A 22,315-nucleotide genomic window follows, 5' to 3' on the forward strand; every position below is an offset into this window, starting at 1 on the left:
GGGCGGCGGCGACGTCGCCGATGGCGCTGGCCATCGGGACGGCCACACCCAGCACCGAACGGGTGGTGTGGCCGGAGCCGCCGCCGAACCCGACCAGCACACCGGCCGCACCGGTGCGCATCAGGTGCAGGGCGGCGGTGTAGGTGGCGCAGCCGCCGACCACGACGGGCACGTCGAGGTCGTAGATGAACTGCTTGAGGTTGAGCGGTTCGGCGCGGCCCGAGACGTGCTCGGCCGAGACCGTGGTGCCGCGGATCACGAAGATGTCGACCCCGGCGTCCACGACGGCCTTGTGGTACTGGGCGGTGCGCTGCGGCGACAGCCGGGCGGCCGTCACCAGACCGGCGTCGCGGATCTCCTCGATCCGGCGGCCGATCAGCTCCTCCTGGATCGGTGCCGCGTAGATCTCCTGGAGACGCTTGGTCGCGGCGACGTCGTCGAGCTCGCGGATCTCCCGGAGCAGGGGCTCCGGGTCCTCGTAACGGGTCCACAGACCCTCGAGGTCCAGGACGCCGAGGCCGCCCTGCTCACCCACGGCCACGACGGTCCTGGGCGAGGCCACACTGTCCATGGGGCTGACGACCAGGGGCGTCTCGAACCGGTAGGCGTCGATCTGCCAGGCGATCGACACCTCCTCCGGGTCGCGGGTCCGTCGTGCGGGCACGATCCCGATCTCATCGAGCTCGTAGGCGCGACGCCCGTTCTTGCCCAGCCCGATCTCCACCTGAGCCAACTGTTCGATTCCCCTCTGACGTGCGGCGCCGGTCGGTCGACCGTCGCGTGACCGCGGACGCGAGTCTATCCGGCCGTGGTCGGCGCGGCTCCGGCACCGTCCCCGTGCTGGTTAGCGCGCGTTGTAGTTCGGCGCTTCCACGGTCATCTTGATGTCGTGCGGGTGGCTCTCGCGCAGCCCGGCGCTGGTGATGCGCATGAGCTGGCCGCGCTCGCGCAGCTCCGGCACGGTGCGGCTGCCCGCGTACCACATGGACTGGTGCAGACCCCCGACCAGCTGGTGGGCCACGGCGGACAGCGGGCCGCGGAACGGCACCTGGCCCTCGATGCCCTCGGGGACCAGCTTGTCCTCGGAGGAGACGTCGGCCTGCGCGTAGCGGTCCTTGGAGAAGGAGCGGCCGCGCATGGCGCCCAGGGAACCCATGCCCCGGTAGGCCTTGAACTGCTTGCCGTTGATGAAGATGAGCTCGCCCGGGCTCTCCTCGACACCGGCGAGGAGGCTGCCGAGCATGACGGTGCTGGCACCGGCGACGATCGCCTTGGCGATCTCGCCCGAGTACTGGAGGCCGCCGTCCGCGATCAGCGGGACTCCGGCGGGGCCGCAGGCCAGGCCAGCCTCAAGGATGGCGGTGAGCTGCGGGGCGCCCACACCGGCGACGACGCGGGTGGTGCAGATGGAGCCCGGTCCCACGCCGACCTTGACGGCGTCCGCACCGGCGTCGATGAGCAGCTGGGCCCCCGCGCGGGTGGCGACGTTGCCCGCGACGATGTCCGCGCGGGAGTTGGCCTTGAGCTTGGCGACCATGTCGGCGAGCCCGGAGGAGTGGCCGTGCGCGGTGTCGACCACGATGAAGTCGACCCCGGCGTCGATGAGCAGCTTGGCGCGCTCTTCCGCCTCGGTGCCCACGCCGACGGCGCCGCCGACCACGAGACGCCCGTTGGAGTCCTTGGTGGCGTCGGGGAACTGCTCGCTCTTGATGAAGTCCTTGACGGTGATGAGCCCGCGCAGGCGGTTCTGGCCGTCGACCAGGGGCAGCTTCTCGACCTTGTGCTTGCGGAGCAGCTCGAAGGCCTGTTCGCGGCTGACGCCGACGGGGGCGGTGACCAGGTTCTCCGTGGTCATGACGTCGCGGACCAGCCGGGAGCGGTCGTTCTCGAAGCGCATGTCGCGGTTGGTGACGATGCCGACCAGGGAGCCCTGGGCGTCGGTGACCGGGACACCGGAGATGCGGTAGTGGGCGCACAGGCGCTCGACCTCGGCGAGGTCGTCCTCCGGGTGACAGGTGACCGGGTCGGTGACCATGCCCGCCTCGGAGCGCTTCACGAGGTCGATCTGGGCGGCCTGGTCCTCGGCGGAGAGGTTGCGGTGCAGTACACCGGCGCCGCCCTGGCGGGCCATCGCCACGGCCATGCGGGCCTCGGTGACGGTGTCCATCGCCGCGGAGAGCAGCGGGATGCTGAGGCTGATGTTGCGGGAGAGCTTGGTGGTGGTGTCCACGTCACCCGGCTGGAGGTCCGAGTAGGCCGGTACCAGCAGGACGTCGTCGTAGGTCAGCCCCGGCGGGAGCAGTTTGGTCCCGTAGTCGCTGTAGTCCTGGCTCATGACACAACCTCCGCTGTTCCCGGCAACAACTGCGCGGATCGCCCCCGCGTGTCGTCTCATCCTAGGTCGTCGTCCGACACCGGCCAGGTGGAATGCGATGTTCGCCCGGTCACCTCGGTCACGAAACGGCCACCGCCCTCACCCATGACAGCAAGTCGGCCACGCCGGGTCATTCCTCCCGGCCCCGCGACACTGGGGAGCGGGTGAGGGCGGGGACGGTGGCCGCACCCTCGCGAGGGCCGTCCCGGCGTCGCGGGGAGCAGACCTGCTGAGCCGGGTGTCCTCCAGCGGGCGGGCGCTGCTTCCGCGCGTCGTCGAGAACCGGGCCCGGCTCAGCGCGGGTAACGGCAGTAACCGCGCTGACGGAGGCGCGAGGGGCACCGGCGCCGCCCCGGCCGGGCGGAGCGACGGTGTTCAGGGGAGGACGCGGTTCGCCAGGGCCACCTTCCGAAGCCGAGCAATAGCTCGGTGCTGGGCAACCCGTACCGCACCTGCCGACATGCCAAGGAGATGTCCCGTCTCGTCTGCTGTAAGTCCTGTGATCACCCGCATGACCAGCAGCGTCCGCTGCTGTTCGGGCAGTTCGTCGAGGAGCGCCCTGGCCCGCTGGGCCTCGGACACGCGTACCGCCGACTCCTCGGGTCCGGGGTCGTCGTCCGGCTGTTCGGGCACGGTGTCGGTGGGGACCGTCTCCACCCGGCCGGCCACGCGGAGGGTGTCCGCGACCTTGTGCGCGGCGATGCCGAACACGAAGGAGGCGAAGGGCCTCCCCCGGTCCTGGTAGCGCGGGATGGCCGTGAGCAGCGCGATGCACACTTCCTGCGCCACGTCGTCCGAGTAGTGAGCCAGCCCCGACACCCGGGCCAGGCGGGTCCGGCAGTACCGGACCACCATGGGTCTGACCTCGCGCAGGAGTGAGTCCAGGGCCCCGTCGTCCCCCTGAACGGCGAGTGTGCCCAGACGGTTCAACCCCGTGTCGCGCGGAGCGGGGTCCGCCTCGTCGTGCCCTGGGGGCGTACCTGGCCGCTGCGCGGTAACGCCCGTTCGGGCGCCTGCATCCGTCACGTTAGGAATGATGCCCGCAGTTGGGGACCCAACCACTCCAATCAGCAACTACAGAATGGTTACATTTTGGGAAAATAGCCCGAAAACGGTACGTAGTAGCGAGTGTGAATCGGCTCTCTCGTGGTAGTGGACGGGGGTGGGGCGACGGAGCGCCCCACCCCCGGACCGGGTCCTACCGGACACCGACCAACGTCCTAGTGGGCGTGGCCGTGACCGTCGCCCTCGTCCTCCTCGGGCTTGTCCGCGACCAGCACCTCGGTGGTCAGCAGCATGCCCGCGATGGACGCGGCGTTCTGGACGGCCGAGCGGGAGACCTTGACCGGGTCGAGGATGCCCTCGGCGGTCAGGTCGCCGTAGGTGCCGGTGGCGGCGTTGTAGCCGTGACCGACCTCCATCTCGGAGACGCGGTGGGTGACCACGTAGCCCTCGGCGCCCGCGTTCTCCGCGATCCACCGGGCGGGCTCGACCAGCGCGCGACGGACGATCGCCGCACCCGTGGCCTCGTCGCCGGTCAGGCCGAGGTCGTCCAGAGCCGTGGAGGCGTGCACCAGGGAGGCGCCGCCACCAGCGACGATGCCCTCCTCGATGGCCGCGCGGGTCGCCGAGATGGCGTCCTCGAGGCGGTGCTTCTTCTCCTTGAGCTCGACCTCGGTGGCCGCGCCGACGCTCAGCACGGACACGCCGCCCGCGAGCTTGGCCAGGCGCTCCTGGAGCTTCTCGCGGTCCCAGTCGGAGTCGCTCGCCTCGATCTCCTTGCGGATCTGGCGAACGCGGTCCTCCACCTCGGACTGCTGGCCGCCGCCGTCGACGACGGTGGTGGTGTCCTTGGTGATGGTGATGCGGCGGGCCGAGCCCAGCACGGACAGGTCCGCGTTCTCCAGGGACAGGCCGACCTCCTCGGAGATGACCTGGCCGCCGGTGAGCACGGCGATGTCCTGGAGCATGGCCTTGCGGCGCTCGCCGAAGCCGGGCGCCTTGACCGCGGCCACGTTGAGGGTGCCGCGCATGCGGTTGAGCACCAGGGCGCCCAGGGCGTCGCCCTCGACGTCCTCGGCGATGATCAGGAGCGGCTTCTTGCTCTGCACGACCTGCTCGAGCAGCGGCAGCAGTTCGTTCAGGTTGCCGATCTTGCCCTGGCTGATCAGGATCTGCGCGTCCTCGAGGACGGCCTCCTGACGGTCACCGTCGGTGACGAAGTAGGGCGAGATGTAGCCCTTGTCGAACTGGAGGCCCTCGGTGAAGTCGAGCTCCAGACCGAAGGTCGGGGACTCCTCCACCGTGATGACGCCGTCCTTGCCGACCTTGTCGAAGGCCTCGGCGATGAGGTCGCCGATCTGGGCGTCCTGCGCGGAGTTGGTCGCCACGTAGGCGATGTCGGCGCGCTCCTTGATCGGCACGGCGCGCTCGAGCAGGATCTCGGAGACCCGGGCGGCCGCGGCGTCGATGCCCTTCTTGAGGGACATCGGGGAGGCGCCGGCGGCGACGCTGCGCAGGCCCTCGCGGACCAGCGCCTGCGCGAGCACGGTGGCGGTGGTGGTGCCGTCACCGGCGGCGTCGTTGGTCTTGGTGGCGACCTCCTTGACCAGCTGGGCGCCCAGGTTCTCGTAGGGCTCGTCCAGCTCGATCTCACGGGCGACGGTCACGCCGTCGTTCGTGATGGTGGGGGCACCGAACTTCTTGTCGATGACGACGTTGCGGCCGCGCGGGCCGAGCGTCACCTTGACGGCGTTGGCGAGGCGGTCGACGCCCCGCTCGAGGGCGCGGCGGGCGTCGTCCTCGAACTCCAGGATCTTCGGCATGTGTGACTACTTCCTCTAACGGTTCGGGTCGAAAAAGAACATCCCGCCCCGCCCGGCTTGGAGGCCGACCGGTGCGGGATGTTCGAAGGCTCTGCGCCGAGAGCTACTTCTCGACGACCGCGAGGAGGTCGCGGGCGGAGAGAACCAGGTACTCCTGGCCGTCGTACTTGACCTCGGTGCCGCCGTACTTGCTGTAGAGGACGACGTCGCCGACGTTCACGTCGAGGGCGACACGCTTGCCGTTGTCGTCGAGGCGACCGGGACCCACGGCCAGGATCTCGCCCTCCTGGGGCTTCTCCTTGGCGGTGTCCGGGATGACCAGACCGGAGGCGGTGGTCTGCTCAGCCTCCAGGGTCCTGACCACGACGCGGTCCTCGAGCGGCTTCAGCACGGTCTTGGTGGCGGTCGACACGGTGTGACCTCCCCCTTCAAAGTCTCGGTGTATCTGACGTCGGCCCATGCGTGAGCACGGACCAACCACGTAAAAGGGGCGACCGCGGCGGCCTGTCGTCGCGGGTGCCAGACCGGCCTCGTCGCGTTTAGCACTCTACCCCCGAGAGTGCCAGAATGGAAATGTGGCGGGGGACTCGGGCCGAAGGGCGGACCCGCCACACCGTCGTGCCCACAGCAGGAGGTTCCATGCACGTGCCCGCGTTCTCGGCGCTGCTCACCGACGCGGGTCGGGAGGTCCTCGGCGGGGTCGACCCCGCGGCGGCGGCCAGGGACCCCCTCGCCACCGCCTCCAAGCTGCGCACCGATCCCAGGGTGGCCGCGCTCGACCCGGACCTCCCGGTGTCCGAGCTGGTCAACGCCGTGATGACCCAGGTAAGCCTGCGGGAGCGCGGCAGGGCCAAATTCGGGGAGAACGCCGGGCGAATGTTCTTCACCCCGAACGGCCTGGAGCAGTCCACGCGCCGGACCGTGGCCGAGTACCGGGCCGAGCGCACCGCCCGACACCTGCCCTCCTCGGTGGGCGGGGACGCCGTCGCGGGTGACCTGTGCTGCGGGATCGGCGCGGACCTGCTGGCCCTGGCCGCGCACGGCGTGCCGGTGGAGGGTGTGGACGCCGACCCCCTGACCGTGGCGGTGGCCCGCGCCAACATCGAGGCGATGGGGCTCACGGAGTACGCCCGGGTCCGGGAGGGTGACGTGAACGCGGTCGGAGTGGGCGACCACCCCCTGTTGTTCTGCGACCCGGCCCGGCGCGGCGGCAGGGGGCGGGTGTTCGACCCGTCCGCGTACTCACCGCCGTGGGACGTGGCCACCCGACTGGCCGAGGGTGCGGAAGCCGCCTGCCTGAAGGCCGCCCCGGGCATCCCGCACGAGGCCCTCTCCCCCGCCGCCTCGGCCGAGTGGATCTCGGTGGACGGCGAACTGAAGGAGACCGCGCTGTGGTTCGGCGGCCTGGGCTTCGGTCCCGGTGGGCCGCGGCGGCGCGCGACGGTGCTGCACGAGCGCGAGGGCCTGCTGGCGAGCGAGGGCGCTGTGGCGCACCTGGACGAGGAGCCGGCCCCGGGGCCCGCGCCGGTCGCCCCCGCGCGGCGCTACCTCTACGACCCGGACCCGGCCGTGGTCCGCTCCCACCTGGTGGCGGAGGCGGCGGCCCGGGTGGACGGCGCGCTGCTGGACGAGCGGATCGCGTACTTCACCTCGGACCGGGCCGAGCGCTCACCGCTGTGGCGGGTGCTCGAGGTGCTGGAGTTCTCACCGTTCTCACTGAAACGGCTGCGCTCGTCGGTGCGTGCGCACAAGGCCGGAACGGTAACGATCAAGAAACGCGGTTCGGCGGTGGACACCGAGAAACTCCGGCGCGACCTTCGCGCCTCCGGGCCGGAATCCGTGACGGTGGTGCTGACGAGAATCGGCGAGAAACCGTTCTACCTGCTATGCCGTGAAACCGGGGCGGCGTAGGGCCTGCGGAAACCACCGCCGCACCGGCCCCCCGATGCGGCCCGCGCCACATTCGGAACAGGCCGCGCAGACCATATCGTTATCTCCCACACCCATATCTTTCGCGGACCCCTGGGGTCGCGCGGGGCGAAGTCGTTAAACTGGCGCCGCAGATTCACTTCCCTTCTCATGGGTTCTCCCGGAAGGCCGTGCCTGTTTGATCCGCTCAGCGGTTCGGTCGGCACTCGGCCCACGCCCCCCGTGTATACACACAGTCACACTTCAATCACGTTGGGGCTCAACTGGCGCGGAGCAACGTCCGCCCGGGGACCATCGAGAACCCGTCCGTGCGACCACCGTGCGGCGAAGCGGACGGGAGCGCCAGAACCATAAGGAGCACCTCGGTGGAACAGACCAATCACAACTTCCTCAATGGGGGAGGTCAGGCCGGAGTCTCCGACCGGATGCGTGACCTGCTCTCCCAGGCCGCCCAGGAGCACGTCTCCGAGCAGAAGTCCCAGGGCGCGGTCAGCGAGGAGATGCGCCAGCGCCTCGAGGGCATGGAGTGGCTGCTCCGCGAGCTGCGCGAGCGGGAACTCATCTCGCTCGCCGAGGCGATCACCTCCGTCGACGGTCGGATCGACGACTTCCTGGCCCGTCCCCCGGAGTGGGCCGAGGCCCTCGCCGAGCACATAGAGGTGGTCGGCCGACAGGTCAAGCCGCTGTCGGAGATGTCGTCCCTGCGGGCCGACACCCAGCGCGTGGCCGGACACCTGGACACCGCGCTCACCCGCCTCCAGCGCATGGCCGAGACCGGCACGCGGACCGCCGAGCAGGTCACCGAGGTCAGCGAGCGCGTCACCGAGCTGGGCGAGACCGTCGGCACCCGTCTGGACTCCCTCGACAAGGCCCTGGCCGACCTCGGCACCCGCGCGGACGCTATCGAGGCCTCACTGGCGGCCCTGGACACCACCCTGGGCGAGCGCCACGAGGAACTGACCGCCACCGTCCGCACCACCCTGGCCGAGAGCAGGGACGAGCTGGCCGAGGCCGTCACCGAGAGCCGCGCGACCATCGAGACCGCCGTGAAGGAGAGCCGCGAGGCCCTCGAAACGGCCGGTCAGGAGAACCGCGAGGCCCTGGAGACCGCCACCACCGAGCTCGGCGAGCGCGTCACCACCGGCCTCACCTCCTCCCTGGAGGAGCGCACGGCCGAACTGCGCGGCTTCGTCGAGGAGCGCACCGCCGAACAGCACGAGACGCTGCTCTCCAAGCTCCAGGAGAACACCGGCGAACTGGGCGAGCGCACCACCGCCCTCGCCGAGGAGCTGGGCGCCCTGGCCACGGCCTCCGGCGAGCGCCACGACACCCTCACCCAGGAGCTCAAGGACAACGCCGCCGCGTCGCTCAAGCGCCTTGAGGAGCTCACCGGCAAGGTCACCGAGAGCGTGGGGCACCTCAACACCCAGGCCGAGGAGAACCACGCCGAGGCCACCGCGGCCGTCGCCGACGTCACCGGTTCGCTCGCCAAGCTGCGGGAGAACCACGAGAAGTCCCTGAACGACCTGCGTTCGCACATGCGCCAGCGCCTGGCGGAGCTCGACGAGCAGATCGAACTGGGTCGCACGGAGACCCGCGAGCACGCCGAGAGCACCGCCGAAGGACTGCGCGAGTCGCTGGCCAAGCGCACCGACTCCCTCGCCGCCCGGATCGCCGAGGACGCCACCAAGGTCGCCGCGGACCTCGCCGAGCTGCGCACGTTCGTCCAGGAGGACAACGCCAAGCTGGCCTCGGAGGCCGAGGACCGGCACCAGACGCTCACCGAGGCGCTGACCGACCAGGCCGACGCCCACCGGACCGCGCTCGACGAGCGGCTGGACCGTCACCGCGAGGGGCTCAACGGCAAGGTGGACAACCACCTGTCGCAGATCACCGGCAAGGTCGACCACGAGCTGGGCCGTCTCACCGACCGCTTCGACACCTTCGAGGGCCACTTCGAGGGCAGCTTCGAGGGCGTCGAGGGCAAGATCGACCGGGTCGACGGACGGCTCGACGGCCTCAACGGCCGCCTGGACGGGATCGACGGCCGGGTCAACGGGGTCGAGGGCCAGTTCGAGGGCGTCAGCGGTCACTTCGAGGGCGTCGACGGCCGCATGGAGGCCATCGACGACCGCCTGGAGGCGCTCAACCAGCGCCTCAACCAGCTGCCGCAGACCCTGGAGGTCAGTGAGCTGCACCGCCGCCTCACCGAGCTGGTGGACCGTCCGCTGCTGGACCACTCCGGCAGGCTCGACGAGATCGACTCGCACGTCACCACGGCGGTGGACCCGGTCATCCGCGAGCTCAAGCAGCGCCCGGACCGCCACGAGCTGGAGGAGACCGTCACCGAGGCGGTCGAGAACTCGCACGACGACATCACCAAGCGGTTCTCCTCGCTGGAGGAGACCGTGCTCGCCCTGGCCGAGGCGCTGCTGCGCCCGGGCCGCGACGGCAAGAAGAAGCGCCGCCGCGACGAGGACGACGACGAGTAACCACCCGTCAGTGTGAACGAGGGGCCCGGGGCGCTGATCGCCCCGGGCCCCCTCGACGTTCTCAGGAGGAACCAGCGGCCACTACTCCTCCCACTTCTCGGAGAGCTTCTCCTCGTACTTCTCCTGGAAGCTCGTGATGTAGTCCGTGGCGAGCCTGCCGAACTCCGGGTCCGTGTCCTGGACGATCCTCTCCACGGCGGACGTGTAGCCGGATGTGCCGCTCGTCCACTCCGCCACGGCGATGGGCAGCCGCTTGCCGCCGTCACCGTCATCGACCAGCAACCCCTCCTGCTCCAGCGTGTCCATGTCGACCATGCCCCGATCGACCATGCCCTCGAGGATCTGGAGGTTGGCGTGGTTGCGGATGTTCGCGGGATTGCCGAGCAGGTGGTCGTTCATGTCCTCGATGTACGTGAAGTCGATGTTCTCCTTGTTCCGCTCACTGAAGTAGTCCTTGGTGGGCTGCTCCATGACACGGAGGAAGGTCTCCAGGGCGATGCCAGCGGGGGTCGCCTTGGCCCCCGTGGCCTGCACGGTGCTGGCGATCAGGATGTTGTAGCCGGTCTGCACCATCTGGTCGGCCTTCGTACGGGCCTCCTCGACGTCGTCGTACCGGTCCGTGTACTCCGTGATGAGCGCGTTGGACATGGCCGTCCGCAGGTCGGCGGTGGCGGTACCAGCCACCTGGTGCCCCAGCTGCGTGTGGTCCAGATAGGTGTCCAGGATGCGGCGTTCCTGGGTCTCGACCATGCCGACGATCGGCGCGGAGTACTCCTCGTTCGAGAGCAGGAGCTGGAGGAACTTCTGGTGCGTTCCCTGGGGCAGGTGCAGCGCCGTGTCCCCGCTCTCGTGGAAGAGGTGCAGGTCGTCCCGTGTTCCGCCCACCTTCTTGTAGCCGAACTCGCTCGTGTCGATGGAGATGTCGTCGAGGTAGGCGCCATAGACGGAGGCGAGGCCCTTGAGGACGTCGGGATTGATCTCCGCGATGGAGATGTCGTAGCCCTTGTCGCCGACCGGGGTGTCCAGGAACGGGTTCTCCGCGTCAGGGTCCACCTTGCCGTCCTCGTCCGCCTGCGTCAGGATCCTGATGAGCGCCTCGGCCGCGTTCCCGGCCCTGTCGCGTGCCTCCGCGTCACTGGAGTCCGCGTCGTGCGCGATCCAGTCGGTGAGGCCTCGCACCGCTTGGCCGTCGTCCTCCCAGTCGACCGTGTAGAGGACCTTCAGCGCGTGCTCCGGGGTGAGGCCGCCGTGGTTCTCGTGGTGCTCGTAGGTCCTGCCGTCGAAGTCCTTGCCAGTGAGGATGATGTTGTTGGCCTCGTCGTTGCGTGTGGCCACGTCGACGATGGTCTGGTAGTCCTCGATCTCGGGCTCCCGCCCGTACAACTGGGCGAGCTGGACGTTCTTTACTGTCGTGCCCAGGAGCGTGGTCGAGAACTCGGTGCCGCCCCGCACGCCGGGACCGGAGTGGTCGAGGAAGTCGGCCAGGGTCGAGAAATCGCCGCCCCACTCCCGGTAGGCGTCCATGTACTCGTCGGTGTTGTCGTCGGTCAACTCGGAGACGGGCATCATCTCGGGGCCGTTCGCTGCCTCGCGGACGTCCTCGGGGAGCTTGGACATGCCACCGCCGACCTGCTCGTCGGACAGGACGAGCATGCCGTTGGCCAACCCGCGCTGGATGTCCCGGCGCAGGCCGTCGCTGATGTGGTCGCTGTTCTGGACCTGGTCGGCGAACCTGAGGAACCCGTCGCCCCCGCCGTCATCTCCATAGCCGAGGACCCGGTAGATCTCCTCCAGGTAGGCGAGCTCGCGGTCGCTCAGCGGGACGCCGTCCCGGCGGGCCTCCTCCGCCCTGTGGAACATGTTGTCCAGGAGCGCCAGGGTCCTCGGGTCGGACTCCAGCATCTGGATGCTGCCCTCACGTCCGTTGACCACCGCCTGGTACAGGTGCTCGATGGTCAGGTCGGCGTTGAAGTCCTTCTCGATGGCGTAGAAGTCCAGTTTGCCGGTGCTCTTGTACCCGGCCTGCTCGTTGAGGCCGAAGTACCCGCCCTCGGCCAGCTCACGGATACGCCTGGGGGTGGGACCGTCCTTGAGGATCTCCTCGGTCGCGTCGCACCGCTCCACGAACTTGGGCCACAGGGCGGCGGCCTCCCGGTCGAAGGGCTCACGCGTGGCCCGGACCCGGGTGAAGTTGTCCTGGTCCGTGACGGGAATGGCGTTGAGAGCACTGGCCAGCCGCGCCTGGATCCGGTCGATCTCGTCGTTGTACCACTTGGTGTCCGTGAGGGTCTTGTCGAGGACGCCGTAGCCGTGGAGACAGGCCAGGAGCGCACTGCCCCAGGCCGACTGGTTCGCGGTCGCGAGCTGCCTCAGCCCGTCACCGATGAGGTCGCTGAACTCATCACCCACAGGGGAGGTGATCGACTTGTACGACTCGGACCTCCCCGCGATCTTGGCGTGCAGTGACTCGAACTCGTCCCGGGCCTTCTCGATCTGCCCCGTGTCGAACTCACACTCGGTGTAGTTCAGTAGAGACACGTCTGTGACTCCCGAATCTTCCTGGACCGGACCGTCTACCGGTTCACCTGGATGTTGGGGTTGAGGTGCTGGAATCCGTCGATGGGAGCCTGCGCCCTGCCCCCCGTGAAGTCGTCCTCGGCCGACTGGTCCGTGCTGCTGACCCGGCTGGCACCGCCGCGGATGTTCGTCGCGAGCGTCGCGGCGTGCGTCTGGACCTGCTCCATGTGGGTGCCGTGCTCCTCGCCGAAGCCGCCCCAGCCGCCGATCGTCGGGTCGTGGTTGAGCAGGCGCTTGGCCTCGTCGACGGCGTCCTGGAAGTCGCGTGGTAGTTCCCGCAGGTAGGAGGCGGCGTTCTGCGACTGCTCGCCCCCGCTGTCGGCGTCCCCGGTGTTGGCCGCCACTTCGCCCGACATGTGCTCACGCCCCTCCATCACGCGCCGGGAACCGTTCCCGGCTGACCGTGGCACTCCCCAGTCAGTCAGTAGACGCTCGGAAGGCCCCGATGGTTCAGGGCCTTCCGGTCCCGAACCGGCTAGGGAACGAGGACGATCTTGCCGAACTGCTCTCCTGCCGCCAGCGCCCGGAAGGCCTCCGGGGCGTCCTTGAGCGGCAGTACCCGGTCGATCACGGGGCGTAGCCCGGTGCGCACGCACATCTCCGTGAGGCCGACCAGCTCCTCCTTGGTGCCCATCGTGGAGCCGAGCACCCGAAGCTGGAGGAAGAAGACCCGGGTGAGCTCGGCGGAGGGGGCGTCGCCGCTGGTCGCGCCGCAGGTGACGACGGCGCCACCGGGCTTGAGCGAGTGGATCGAGTGCTTCCAGGTGGCCTGGCCGACGGAGTCGAATACCACGTCCACCTTCTCCGGAAGCCGTTCTCCTGAGGGCAGCGCCGTGTGCGCGCCCAGTTCGAGGGCGCGGGCGCGCTTGTGCTCGCTCCTGCTCGTGACGTACACGCGGTGCCCGACCTGCGCGGCCATCGCGACGAGGGCGGCGGAGACCCCTCCCCCGGCGCCCTGCACGAGGACCGTGGAGCCGGGCCGCAGGTCGGCCTTGCCGAAGAGCATGCTGTAGGCGGTCAGCCAGGCGGTGGGCAGGCAGGCGGCTTCCTCGAAGGACAGCTCCGGGGGCTTGGGGACCAGGTTCTCCCGGGGGACGAGCACCTTCTCCGCGAGGGTTCCGTCGTGGATCTCCGAGAGCAGGGAGAAGCGCGGGGAGCGGCCCGGCTCGGGCGGTTCGGCGACCACCCCGTGCACGATGACCTCGTTGCCGTCCTCATCGATGCCCGCGGCGTCGCCGCCGAGGACCATCGGGAGGTGTTCCTCGCGCAGCGCGACCCCGCGCAGGCTCCAGAGGTCGTGGTGGTTGAGCGCGGCCGCCCTGACCCGGACGGTGGTCCACCCCTCTCGGGGCTCGGGGTCGGGCCGCTCACCCGCCTCCAGCCCGGACAGGGGGTCGTCGAACGAGATGCGTGCTGCCGTGATCGCGAACATACCCCGCACCCAACCACAGGCCCCGGGCGGTCCTCCCTGCCGGGTGCGGCGGACCAGAGCACGCCAGGAGACGTCCGAGCCCCGCCGGACCGGTGGTTCGGCGGGGCTCGGAGGGGCTCGGAAAGGTCGCTACAGGGCCATTGAGGACTCCACCGGCAGGGAGGTGTCGGTGGCCAGGTCCAGGGTCGACGGCTGAAGGCCAGCCGCCACCACCTCGGCGCCCAGGGCCGCGATCATCGCTCCGTTGTCCGTGCACAGGCGGGGGCGCGGGACGCGGAGTTCGATCCCGGCCTCCTGGCAGCGCTGTCCGGCCAGGGCGCGCAGCGCCGAGTTGGCCGCCACGCCTCCGCTGATCACCAGGGTGCTGACGCCGTGCTCGACGCAGGCGTCGACGGCCTTGCGGGTGAGCACGTCCACCACCGACTCCTGGAAGGCGGCGGCGATGTCGGCGACGACCAGCGGGTCGCCCCGGCGGTCGGCGTCCTCGACGTGGCGGGCCACGGCGGTCTTCAACCCGGAGAAGGAGAAGTCGTACGTCCCGTCGCCCCACTTGCCGCGCGGGAAGCGCATCGCCTTCGGGTTGCCCCGCTGGGCGGCCTGGTCGATGGGCGGGCCGCCGGGGTAGGGCAGCTCCAGCAGACGGGCGACCTTGTCGTAGGCCTCCCCTGCGGCGTCGTCGACGGTGTCGCCGAGCGAGACCACGTCGGTGGCGAGGTCGTTGACCAGGAGCAGCGACGTGTGGCCGCCGGAGACCAGGAGGGCGATCGACGGCTTGGGCAGGGGTCCGTGGTCCAGCTGGTCCACGGCGACGTGGCCGACCAGGTGGTTGACCCCGTACAGCGGCTTGCCGAGCGCCATCGCGTAGGCCTTGGCGGCGGACACCCCCACCAGGAGTGCACCGGCCAGGCCGGGCCCGGCGGTCACCGCGACGGCGTCCACGTCGGAGAGCTTCACACCGGCGGAGTCCAGGGCGCGGCGCACGGTCGGGGTCATGGCCTCCAGGTGGGCGCGGCTGGCCACCTCGGGCACCACGCCGCCGAACCGCACGTGCTGGTCGACGCTGGAGGCGACCGACTCGCCCAGCAGCTCGCAGCCCCGGACCAGCGCCACGCCGGTCTCGTCGCAGGACGACTCGATCCCCAGGATCAACGGCTCACTCATGGCTCCCCTTCTCCGCGACGCGGCGCATGACGATGGCGTCCGCCCCCTTGTAGTAGCCCCGGCGCACGCCGATCGCCTGGAAGCCGAAACGTGTGTAGAGGTCCTGGGCGCGCGGGTTGTCCGAGCGCACCTCCAGGAACATGTGGGTGACGCCCCGGGCGGCGGCCTGGTCGAGGAGTTCGGTGAGCAGGGCCCGACCGATCCCCCTGCCCCACGCGTCCTCCGCGACGGCCATGGTCTGGACGTCCCCCTCGGGCGGGACGAACCGCAGCCCGGCGTAGCCGACGATCCCGGACTCGGCCTCGGCCACCACGTAGTGGCGGGTGGACGCCTCGCCCAGCTCGTCGCGGAACATGCCCTCGCTCCACGCGTCGAGCGGGAACAGGGCGCGTTCCAGTTCCAGGACGGCAGGGACGTCGGCGGCGGTCATCCGGCGCAGTCCCACCGGCGCGGTCACCTCACCCACTGGCGGACCTTCTTCGGGGCGCCGGGCTCGACCGCGTCGGGACGGCGCAGGTAGAGCGGGGTGGGCTCGGGCAGCTTCTCACCTCGGTGCAGGCGCAGCAGGGCGAGTTCGGCCATCGCGGCGGCGTCCGGGTGGAGCGGTTCCAGGGCGGCGGTGTCCTCGGGGTCGGCGCCCAGCACCTCGGCGTACATCCGGGCGCCGTCGCCGACCAGCGGCAGGCCCTCGGTGTCGATCTCGGCGGGCCGGTCGACGTGGACCTCCCCCACCCGCGTGAGGTGGTCGTCGTAACGCGCCCAGAACACCTCCTTGCGGCGGGCGTCGGTCATGCCCAGGAACGGCCCGGTGCGCCGGGTGGCGAAGGCCAGGGCGTCCAGCGTGGTCACCCCGTGGCAGGGGACGTCCAGCGCGTCGGCCAGGGCGTACGCGGTGGCCAGACCGACCCGGAGACCGGTGTAGGGGCCGGGGCCCATGCCGACCGCGATGTGGTCGAGGTCGCCCAGCACCAGACCGGCCTCGGTGAGCAGGTCCTGGACGGTGGGCGCGAGGAGTTCGCCGTGGCGGCGGGCGTCCACCGAGCTGGCGCTGGCGCGCAGCAGGAAGGAGCCGTCGGGGGTGGTCTCCCCGATGGCGGCGGTGACCGCCGGGGTGGCGGTGTCGAAGGCCAGGAGAAGCACGGGTGTTCCGCCCTATCCGTTCCCGGCGGCGGTGCCGGGGAGGTCGATGTCGGTCCACCGGGCGCCGATGGGGCGCAGGTGGACGGTGCGGGTGTCGTCGGGGTGGCGTTCGATCCGGATCTCCAAGCGGTCGTCGGCCAGTCCCTCGGCCACGCCCTCACCCCACTCGACGACGGTGACCGACTCGGGGAGGGTCATGTCCAGGTCGATGTCGTCGACCTCGTCGGGGCCGCCGAGCCGGTAGGCGTCCACGTGCACGAGGGCGGGACCGCCGACCAGGGACGGGTGGATTCTGGAGATGACGAAGGTGGGCGAGGTGACCGACCCTCGCACGCCAAGGCCCTGTCCGAGCCCCTGCGTGAGGGTGGTCTTGCCCGCTCCCAGCGGCCCGGAGAGGATCAGCAGGTCCCCGGGGCGGGAGAGGGCGGCGAGGTCACGGCCCAGAACGCGCATGTCCTCGTCCGTCGCGGCGGTGACCGCGTGGACGTGGGACGCGGTGGTGGCTGTGGTGTCTGTCATCGCTCTCACAGGTTGGTCCGTGTGGTGGTCAGCGTCGGAGCGCGCCGAAGGTCCCTCTTCACCCAGGTTAGGCCGGGTGGGGAAGGTTCGTGACCGATATCGGGGAGTGCGTCAGGCCCCGCCCACGTACTCGCGGGGCACCCTGGCGCCGATCCGCGTGATGATCTCGTACGGGATGGTGTCCAGGACGTCGGCCCAGTCCTGCGCGGTGGGCACCGCCCGATCCGCGCTCGGGTCGCCGAACAGTACCGCGAGGTCGCCCGCCTTCACCGGGTCGTCCCCCATATCCACAACGAACTGGTCCATGCAGACTGTTCCCGCGATGGTGCGGCGGGCGCCGCCCACGAGGAGGGGGCCCCGGTTGGTGGCCGCGCGGGGCACGCCGTCCGCGTAGCCGAGCGGCACCAGGGCCAGGGTGGTCTCGTCCTTGGTGACGTAACGGTGCCCGTAGGAGACCCCGCTGCCTGCGGGGACGCGCTTGGTGAGCGCGATGCTCGACTCGAAGGTCATCGCGGGACGCAATCCGGGCACACCAAAACCCGGAATCGGGCTGAGACCATAACTCGCGATTCCGGCCCGGACGAGATCGAACCTCGCCTCGGGCAGGGTCAGCAGCGCGGCCGAATTGGAGATGTGCCGAACCTCCGGGGTCAGCCCCGCCTTGTCCGCCACCATGAGGGCCTCGTGGAAAACGTCCAGCTGTGCCTGGATCGACGGGTGGCCGGGCTCGTCCGCGCAGGCGAAGTGCGACCACACACCGGTGACCCGGACGGCGCCCTCCTCCTCCGCGCGCGCGGCCGCCTCGACCACGGACGCCCACTCGCGCCGGGTCACACCGCCCCGGTTCAGGCCGGTGTCCGCCTTGAGCTGGACCCGCGCGACCCGGCCCAGGCGGCGGGCCTCGGAGACCACGGTGTCCAGGACGGCGCGGTCGCTGATCCCGAGGTCGATGTCGGCCTCGATCGCCTCACCGACGGGCTCCCCCGGGGGGATGATCCAGGACATCACCGGCACCGTGATGCCCGCCCCACGCAGCTCCAGCCCCTCCTTGATGAGCGCGGTCCCCAACCAGGAGGCACCGCCCGCGATCAGCGCACGCGCGGCCGGAAGGATCCCGTGGCCGTAGCCGTCGGCCTTGACCACCCCCATGAGGGGCGTCCCCCCGGCCGATTCACGGAGCAGCCGGGCGTTGGAGGTGATCGCGTCGAGATCGACGCGAGCGTGCGCGAAAGGAGCCATGACCACAGTGTTCCACGCGTGGGTTACCGCTGCGGAGCTGCGGGTATGTGGCCTACGACCGAGTTCGAGCCCTATTTTGGGGATATCGGTATGAACGAAATCGGAAGTGAACGAGCCGTCAACGTGACCCGGCTCTGGTCCGGCGGACTGGCCACCGCGGTGGTCGCCGCACTGGTCATCTTCGCGGGCACCCTGGTGGTTCGCGGGATCTTCGGCATTCCGGTGCTCGCACCGGAGGAGGCCGGACACCTCGGGGACGCCGGGACGGTCGGTTACGCGCTCCTGGCGGGGGTGGTCGCCCTGCTGGCGACCGCGCTGCTGCACCTGCTGCTGCTGTCCGCACCCCGGGCGCTCTCGTTCTTCGGCTGGATCGTCGGTCTGGCCACGGCCATCGCGGCCGTCACGCCCTTCACACAGGGCGCCGAGATCTCCAGCCAGATCGCCACGGGTCTGATCAACCTGGTCTGCGGTATCGCCATCGCCTCACTGCTGCGCGGTGTCGGGCGGACCGCGGTCGTCAGCCGGGTTCCCCGGCAGGCCAGGAGTGACGGGGGCCCGGCCCTGAGGCACGAGGGCGTCCTGCCCGACGTCGGACAGCGGGAGTACGACCCCACGCGCTACCGCGCGATGGAGGAGGACGCCGACTACGACGCCGCTCGCGGCCGCGCGGAGGCCCAGCGGGCGGAGGAGGACCGCGCCCGTCACGGCACGCGCGACGACTGACCGAGAACGCGACACCGCCGGGGGCGGGGGCCCAAGAGGGCCCCGCCCCCTTCGCGTGCCAGGATGCGCAGTGCGCAGCCTCGTCGAACCAGCCGACGCGCCCCCGCGTCGAACCGTTCAGCCCCCTGAAAGAAGCAGCCCTCCGCCCCCGACAGGAGAGCCCACCCCCATGAACCAACCCCCACAGAGTCCCGACTCCCAAGCACAACAGAGCGTAAAGGAAGAAAAGGCCACCCAACTGGAGGACACGCTCCGTTGGGCCGGTATGAGCGACCGTGGGATCGAGAAGCTTCGGAACGGCGAGGACCGGACCGGACCAGGCTGGCAACGCCTGGCCAAAGCGGTACAAAACAAATATCCCACCATGGGGCGTGAGTCGAAGGAAGCCGACGCCGTCCGCCCAGCTGTCCTCGAAAGTCTTCGCTTCGCTTACAAGGGAGGCTCCAGCCTCCAGGAGCTCGCATACAGATACGAATATTACAAGGCCCTCTACGACGAACAAAGAAAGGATGTCTTTGACAACAGAAACGACCTGTCAAATACAGAGAAGTACGCCCTAACCCACAGAAGACTGGCCACCACCGACGTTCAGGGGATTCTCGACGCAGATACTGAAATAATTCAAAGCGAGCGGACGAACAAAAAAGTCGAGATCGACCTCGAAGCCAGCGACGAAGATGTTGTGGCCTCTATTCGCAGCCAGGCCGAAGAAATCGGAATGGGCCACGATACCTCAACTGCCTACCATGCCAGAAAACACTTCCTCGAACTACCCAAGGAGGAACAGAAGGGACACCCCGTCGCTGCCTACCTCAAGAGCCTGGCGACGACGATTCGAGAAGGCGAAGTCAGTAGCTTCGACAGACTAGACGAGGGCAGAGCAGCCGGCCTGACCATGGACCGCCCTCTGGCCCGCAATAAAAATGGTCCGCCGAAGAAGCCCGATGCGCGCAACAGAGAATCCAAAGATGATAGACCAGAGACATCCATACTTCGCGCGAGGATTTTTGTCCGCCCTCAAACAGGTGCCGTCGCTCCCACTCACATGAGACAGAAATCAGACAGGAGCAACGATCATGAACGAGGTTAACCAAGAAGAGGCCGTGATTGTACGCCTCCTCGAAAGCACCTCCGCACAAACCAACGGAACCGTAATCGCGCAGATCTTCGATGAGGCCTTGGATCGACTTGTCACTCAGTGGGCATATAACCGGATCGATGATCGACAGTGGACTCCAGGGTTTGCGGAAAAGGTGTCCGATCTCGTTCGGTCGACGAGAAATCGGCAGGGCTTCATGTCCTACGTCGGCAAGTGTGAGATGCTCGCACTGCGAAGCATGCAGGACGGCTTCGAGCGCTCCTGCTACTACCGGAGCCATATACAGGTTCTCGTCGAAGAATTCGTTCCGTTCGCTGAACTTGTGCATCCAGCTGACGTGGGCACACTGGCACAAATTGACGAACTGTACGTCAATGACGCCAACGAGATCCCGCCCATCCCTTCGGAGGACATTCCGTCCTGGGTGCCCGAGTCCCACTGGTGGTGGCGGGCTCCCACTCGCCTTGACATGAGTCAGCAGGAAATCGACGAGAAGCTCCACGACTACTACGCCGAGGACTGGGAAACCCGATGACCAACCCCGACAATCACCGCTCCCCAGTGGAGAACCGGCTTCAGCGAGACCTAGCCGTGGTGAACGCCCTCGGGCGGGGCGGCGTGCGAGTCAATCCAAGCGCCGGGCCCAAGGCCGTGGTGGGCGCTCTGCGCGAGTCCGCCGACGTGCTCGGTTTCGAATCCCCCATCGACGCCGCGACCCACGTCATGCGACGTCTGGAGGAACTCCCTCCGGCAGAACGCGGGAACCCGATCCCCGCTTACCACACCTCAGCTTCCGAGACCGTGCGCAAGGGAAGAGCCAAGTCCGAAGGGGTGACCGACGGGACTCTGAACCTGCTCTTCGAACGCCAGGCGCAGCTGACCCCTTTGGCAACGGTCACGCTGGTGACCCGCGTGCGGATCATGGGCGACGGCACGGCCTACCTGGCCGAGCACGGCTGGCCCGCGCTCCCGCAACGCCCCGTGCACGCCTTCTCCGGTAGGCCGGAGGAGCTGCTGGAACAGGCCCGGGTCGGCCTCGCTGACCCGGAGGTGCCCCTGGACCAGTCCTTGCTGCTGCTATGGGGAGCCCGGATCGGTTCGGCCGACCTCGTCGGCACGCAGGAGCAGCGGCTCCTTGTCGCGGAGCGTGCCGCTGTGCGGGGCGGGGAGATTCGCAGGACGGTTGCCCGCGCCGAGCAGCTGGCTTCCGGCCCCGAGTGGTACGCGGCCTGCCTGTACCGCTCCATGCTGGAGAACCTGTTCGAGGGCTTCCTGGGCGCGGTGACGTTCGCCGTAGTCAAGTCGGAGGACATCGACGACGTCGACGAGGAGCTGAAGGAGGGGCTGCCGCAGGCCGAGGGCGCCGTTCCCGAGGCGGTCCCGGCCGGTGTACCGGAGGGGCACTGGTGGTGGCGGGCTCCGTTCGCCCGTTCCTGATCCACCGCCGGGGAGCGGGACCCTCCACGGGCCCGCTCCCGGTCAGGCGCCCATGACGAGGGACTCCGCGTGTTCGGGGCTCAGGCAGTGCTCGATGACCATGACCGCCGCGCCGATCACGCCCGCGCTCTCACCGGCCTTCGACGAGGCGATGCTGAGGTTCTCCGTGGCCAGCGGCAGCGACCGCTGGTAGATGACCTCGCGCACCCCCGCGAGCAGGTGGTCCCCGGCCGTGGCGAGCGCGCCGCCGATGACGATCACCGACGGGTTGAACATGTTGACCGAGGCGGCCAGGACCTCGCCGACGTCGCGACCGGCCTGGCGCAGGGCGCGCAGCGCCGGGACGGACCCGTTGCGGGACAGCTCCACCACGTCGCGGGCTCCCGAGGCGGGGACCCCCTCCGCGGTGAGGGTCTCGGCGATCGCGTGTCCGCTGGCCACCGCCTCCAGGCAGCCGGTGTTGCCGCAGCGGCACGGCCGGTCGGCGCCGTTGGGCACGTGGATGTGCCCCATGTCCCCGGCCGCCCCCTGGGCGCCCCGGTAGACGCTGCCCTCGCTGACGATCCCGCAGCCGATGCCCGTGGCCACCTTCACGAACAGCAGGTGGCTGGCGCCGGGCCAGGCGACGTGGTGCTCGCCGATGGCCATGATGTTGACGTCGTTGTCCACCAGCACGGGCCGGTCGATGCGGCCGCGCACGTGGCCGGACACGTCGAAGCCGTCCCAGCCGGGCATGATGGGCGGGTTGACCGCGCGTCCCGTGGAGTGCTGCACGGGGCCGGGCAGGCCCACCCCGACGCCGAGCAGGTCCCCGGTCGCCCGTCCGGCTGACTCCAGCAGGGACAGACCGTGGTCCAGCACCCAGTCCAGGACGGGTTCGGGGCCCAGCGCGATGTCGATGTCGGCGCGGTCCTCGGCGAGCACGGTCCCCGACATGTCGGTGAGGGCGAGCCGGGCGTGGGTGGCGCCCAGGTCGGCGGCGAGGACCACGCGCGCGTCGGGGCGGAACGAGAAGGTCGTCGGCGGCCGTCCTCCGGTGGAGACGGCCTCCCCGGCAGGGCCGATGAGTCCGCTGGCCAGGAGCGCGTCCACGCGCTGGGTGACCGTGGAACGGGCCAGGCCGGTGACGGCGGCCAGTTCGGAGCGGGTGCGTGGGCGGCCGTCGCGCAGCAGCCGGAGCAGGGTCCCGGCACCGGGCGCGGCTGTGGCGGCCGGGGCTCGCAGAGGTGTCGCCCCCGGTCCCCCTGGGGCTGTCAGCGCGTCTTCCGTCATGGGACCAGTGAAGCACAGGATCTATTGAGTGGCCGTCATTCATCTATTTTGTCCACAACCGGCAACTTATGCTTGACCTTCGACATAAGTCAGACG

Annotated in this window: 20 protein-coding genes; 6 read left to right on the top strand and 14 right to left on the bottom strand. The window is 69.6% G+C overall.

Annotated elements, in window-relative coordinates:
• The 5 genes from D452_RS0109295 to groES all read right to left on the bottom strand — a co-directional run.
• Positions 1–724, bottom strand: a 724-nt coding sequence (locus D452_RS0109295; RefSeq protein ID WP_017543876.1) for a GuaB3 family IMP dehydrogenase-related protein, incomplete at its 3' end; no start/stop codon positions are given.
• A gap of 120 nt (positions 725–844) precedes the next feature.
• Positions 845–2,335: an IMP dehydrogenase gene (guaB, locus tag D452_RS0109300; RefSeq protein ID WP_017543877.1), complete on the bottom strand. Its 1,491-nt coding sequence runs from the start codon at positions 2,333–2,335 to the stop codon at positions 845–847.
• A gap of 414 nt (positions 2,336–2,749) precedes the next feature.
• Positions 2,750–3,304: a sigma-70 family RNA polymerase sigma factor gene (locus D452_RS0109305; RefSeq protein WP_017543878.1), complete on the bottom strand. Its 555-nt coding sequence runs from the start codon at positions 3,302–3,304 to the stop codon at positions 2,750–2,752.
• A 290-nt stretch (positions 3,305–3,594) separates the two neighbouring features.
• A complete protein-coding gene (gene groL / locus D452_RS0109310; RefSeq protein WP_017543879.1) occupies positions 3,595–5,199 on the bottom strand; it encodes a chaperonin GroEL in 1,605 nt (534 codons plus the stop codon).
• Between the two features lie 103 nt (positions 5,200–5,302).
• The gene (gene groES, locus D452_RS0109315; RefSeq protein WP_017543880.1) at positions 5,303–5,611 is read right to left on the bottom strand and encodes a co-chaperone GroES; all 309 of its coding nucleotides are present in this window, start codon (positions 5,609–5,611) and stop codon (positions 5,303–5,305) included.
• Between the two features lie 227 nt (positions 5,612–5,838).
• Between groES and D452_RS0109320 the strand changes: the two genes are divergently transcribed.
• Both D452_RS0109320 and D452_RS0109325 read left to right on the top strand, forming a co-directional pair.
• Entirely contained in the window at positions 5,839–7,110 is a 1,272-nt protein-coding gene (locus D452_RS0109320) for a class I SAM-dependent methyltransferase (RefSeq protein ID WP_017543881.1), read from the top strand.
• 383 nt (positions 7,111–7,493) lie between these two features.
• Positions 7,494–9,620, top strand: a complete 2,127-nt coding sequence (locus D452_RS0109325; protein ID WP_017543882.1) for a coiled-coil domain-containing protein — start codon at positions 7,494–7,496, stop codon at positions 9,618–9,620.
• An 81-nt stretch (positions 9,621–9,701) separates the two neighbouring features.
• Here D452_RS0109325 and D452_RS0109330 read toward each other — a convergent pair whose 3' ends face one another.
• The 8 genes from D452_RS0109330 to alr form a co-directional block, all read right to left on the bottom strand.
• On the bottom strand, positions 9,702–12,158 hold the full coding sequence (locus tag D452_RS0109330; protein ID WP_017543883.1) for a TPR repeat region-containing protein: 2,457 nt from the start codon (positions 12,156–12,158) through the stop codon (positions 9,702–9,704).
• Positions 12,159–12,193: 35 nt separating this feature from the next.
• Positions 12,194–12,553: a hypothetical protein gene (locus tag D452_RS0109335; RefSeq protein ID WP_026129130.1), complete on the bottom strand. Its 360-nt coding sequence runs from the start codon at positions 12,551–12,553 to the stop codon at positions 12,194–12,196.
• Positions 12,554–12,672: 119 nt separating this feature from the next.
• Positions 12,673–13,629: a zinc-binding dehydrogenase gene (locus D452_RS0109340; RefSeq protein WP_017543885.1), complete on the bottom strand. Its 957-nt coding sequence runs from the start codon at positions 13,627–13,629 to the stop codon at positions 12,673–12,675.
• Between the two features lie 129 nt (positions 13,630–13,758).
• Positions 13,759–14,790: a tRNA (adenosine(37)-N6)-threonylcarbamoyltransferase complex transferase subunit TsaD gene (gene tsaD, locus D452_RS0109345; RefSeq protein WP_026129131.1), complete on the bottom strand. Its 1,032-nt coding sequence runs from the start codon at positions 14,788–14,790 to the stop codon at positions 13,759–13,761.
• On the bottom strand, positions 14,783–15,220 hold the full coding sequence (gene rimI, locus D452_RS0109350) for a ribosomal protein S18-alanine N-acetyltransferase (protein ID WP_051061280.1): 438 nt from the start codon (positions 15,218–15,220) through the stop codon (positions 14,783–14,785). The genes tsaD and rimI overlap by 8 nt, the downstream gene beginning before the upstream one ends.
• 23 nt (positions 15,221–15,243) lie before the next feature.
• Complete coding sequence (gene tsaB, locus D452_RS0109355; protein ID WP_017543888.1) at positions 15,244–15,930, bottom strand: tRNA (adenosine(37)-N6)-threonylcarbamoyltransferase complex dimerization subunit type 1 TsaB; 687 nt, start codon at positions 15,928–15,930, stop codon at positions 15,244–15,246.
• 12 nt (positions 15,931–15,942) lie between these two features.
• Complete coding sequence (gene tsaE / locus D452_RS0109360) at positions 15,943–16,449, bottom strand: tRNA (adenosine(37)-N6)-threonylcarbamoyltransferase complex ATPase subunit type 1 TsaE (protein WP_017543889.1); 507 nt, start codon at positions 16,447–16,449, stop codon at positions 15,943–15,945.
• 111 nt (positions 16,450–16,560) lie between these two features.
• Positions 16,561–17,688 (bottom strand): alanine racemase, encoded by a 1,128-nt coding sequence (gene alr, locus D452_RS0109365; protein WP_026129132.1) that lies wholly within the window; start codon positions 17,686–17,688, stop codon positions 16,561–16,563.
• 90 nt (positions 17,689–17,778) lie between these two features.
• Here alr and D452_RS0109370 point away from each other — a divergent pair, with 90 nt between their 5' ends.
• The 4 genes from D452_RS0109370 (at position 17,779) to D452_RS0109380 (ending at position 20,947) form a co-directional block, all read left to right on the top strand.
• The gene (locus tag D452_RS0109370) at positions 17,779–18,411 is read left to right on the top strand and encodes a DUF6069 family protein (protein ID WP_017543891.1); all 633 of its coding nucleotides are present in this window, start codon (positions 17,779–17,781) and stop codon (positions 18,409–18,411) included.
• A gap of 169 nt (positions 18,412–18,580) precedes the next feature.
• Positions 18,581–19,501, top strand: coding sequence for a hypothetical protein (locus tag D452_RS30290; RefSeq protein WP_152498549.1), 921 nt, complete (start codon positions 18,581–18,583; stop codon positions 19,499–19,501).
• On the top strand, positions 19,488–20,045 hold the full coding sequence (locus D452_RS29220; protein ID WP_017543892.1) for a hypothetical protein: 558 nt from the start codon (positions 19,488–19,490) through the stop codon (positions 20,043–20,045). The genes D452_RS30290 and D452_RS29220 overlap by 14 nt, the downstream gene beginning before the upstream one ends.
• An 83-nt stretch (positions 20,046–20,128) precedes the next feature.
• Positions 20,129–20,947, top strand: a complete 819-nt coding sequence (locus D452_RS0109380; RefSeq protein ID WP_239646358.1) for a hypothetical protein — start codon at positions 20,129–20,131, stop codon at positions 20,945–20,947.
• A gap of 42 nt (positions 20,948–20,989) precedes the next feature.
• Here D452_RS0109380 and D452_RS0109385 read toward each other — a convergent pair whose 3' ends face one another.
• Positions 20,990–22,219 (bottom strand): ROK family transcriptional regulator, encoded by a 1,230-nt coding sequence (locus tag D452_RS0109385; protein ID WP_017543894.1) that lies wholly within the window; start codon positions 22,217–22,219, stop codon positions 20,990–20,992.
• Between the last annotated feature and the right edge of the window lie 96 nt (positions 22,220–22,315).

Source organism: Nocardiopsis prasina DSM 43845, assembly GCF_000341265.1.
Classification (GTDB): domain Bacteria; phylum Actinomycetota; class Actinomycetes; order Streptosporangiales; family Streptosporangiaceae; genus Nocardiopsis; species Nocardiopsis prasina.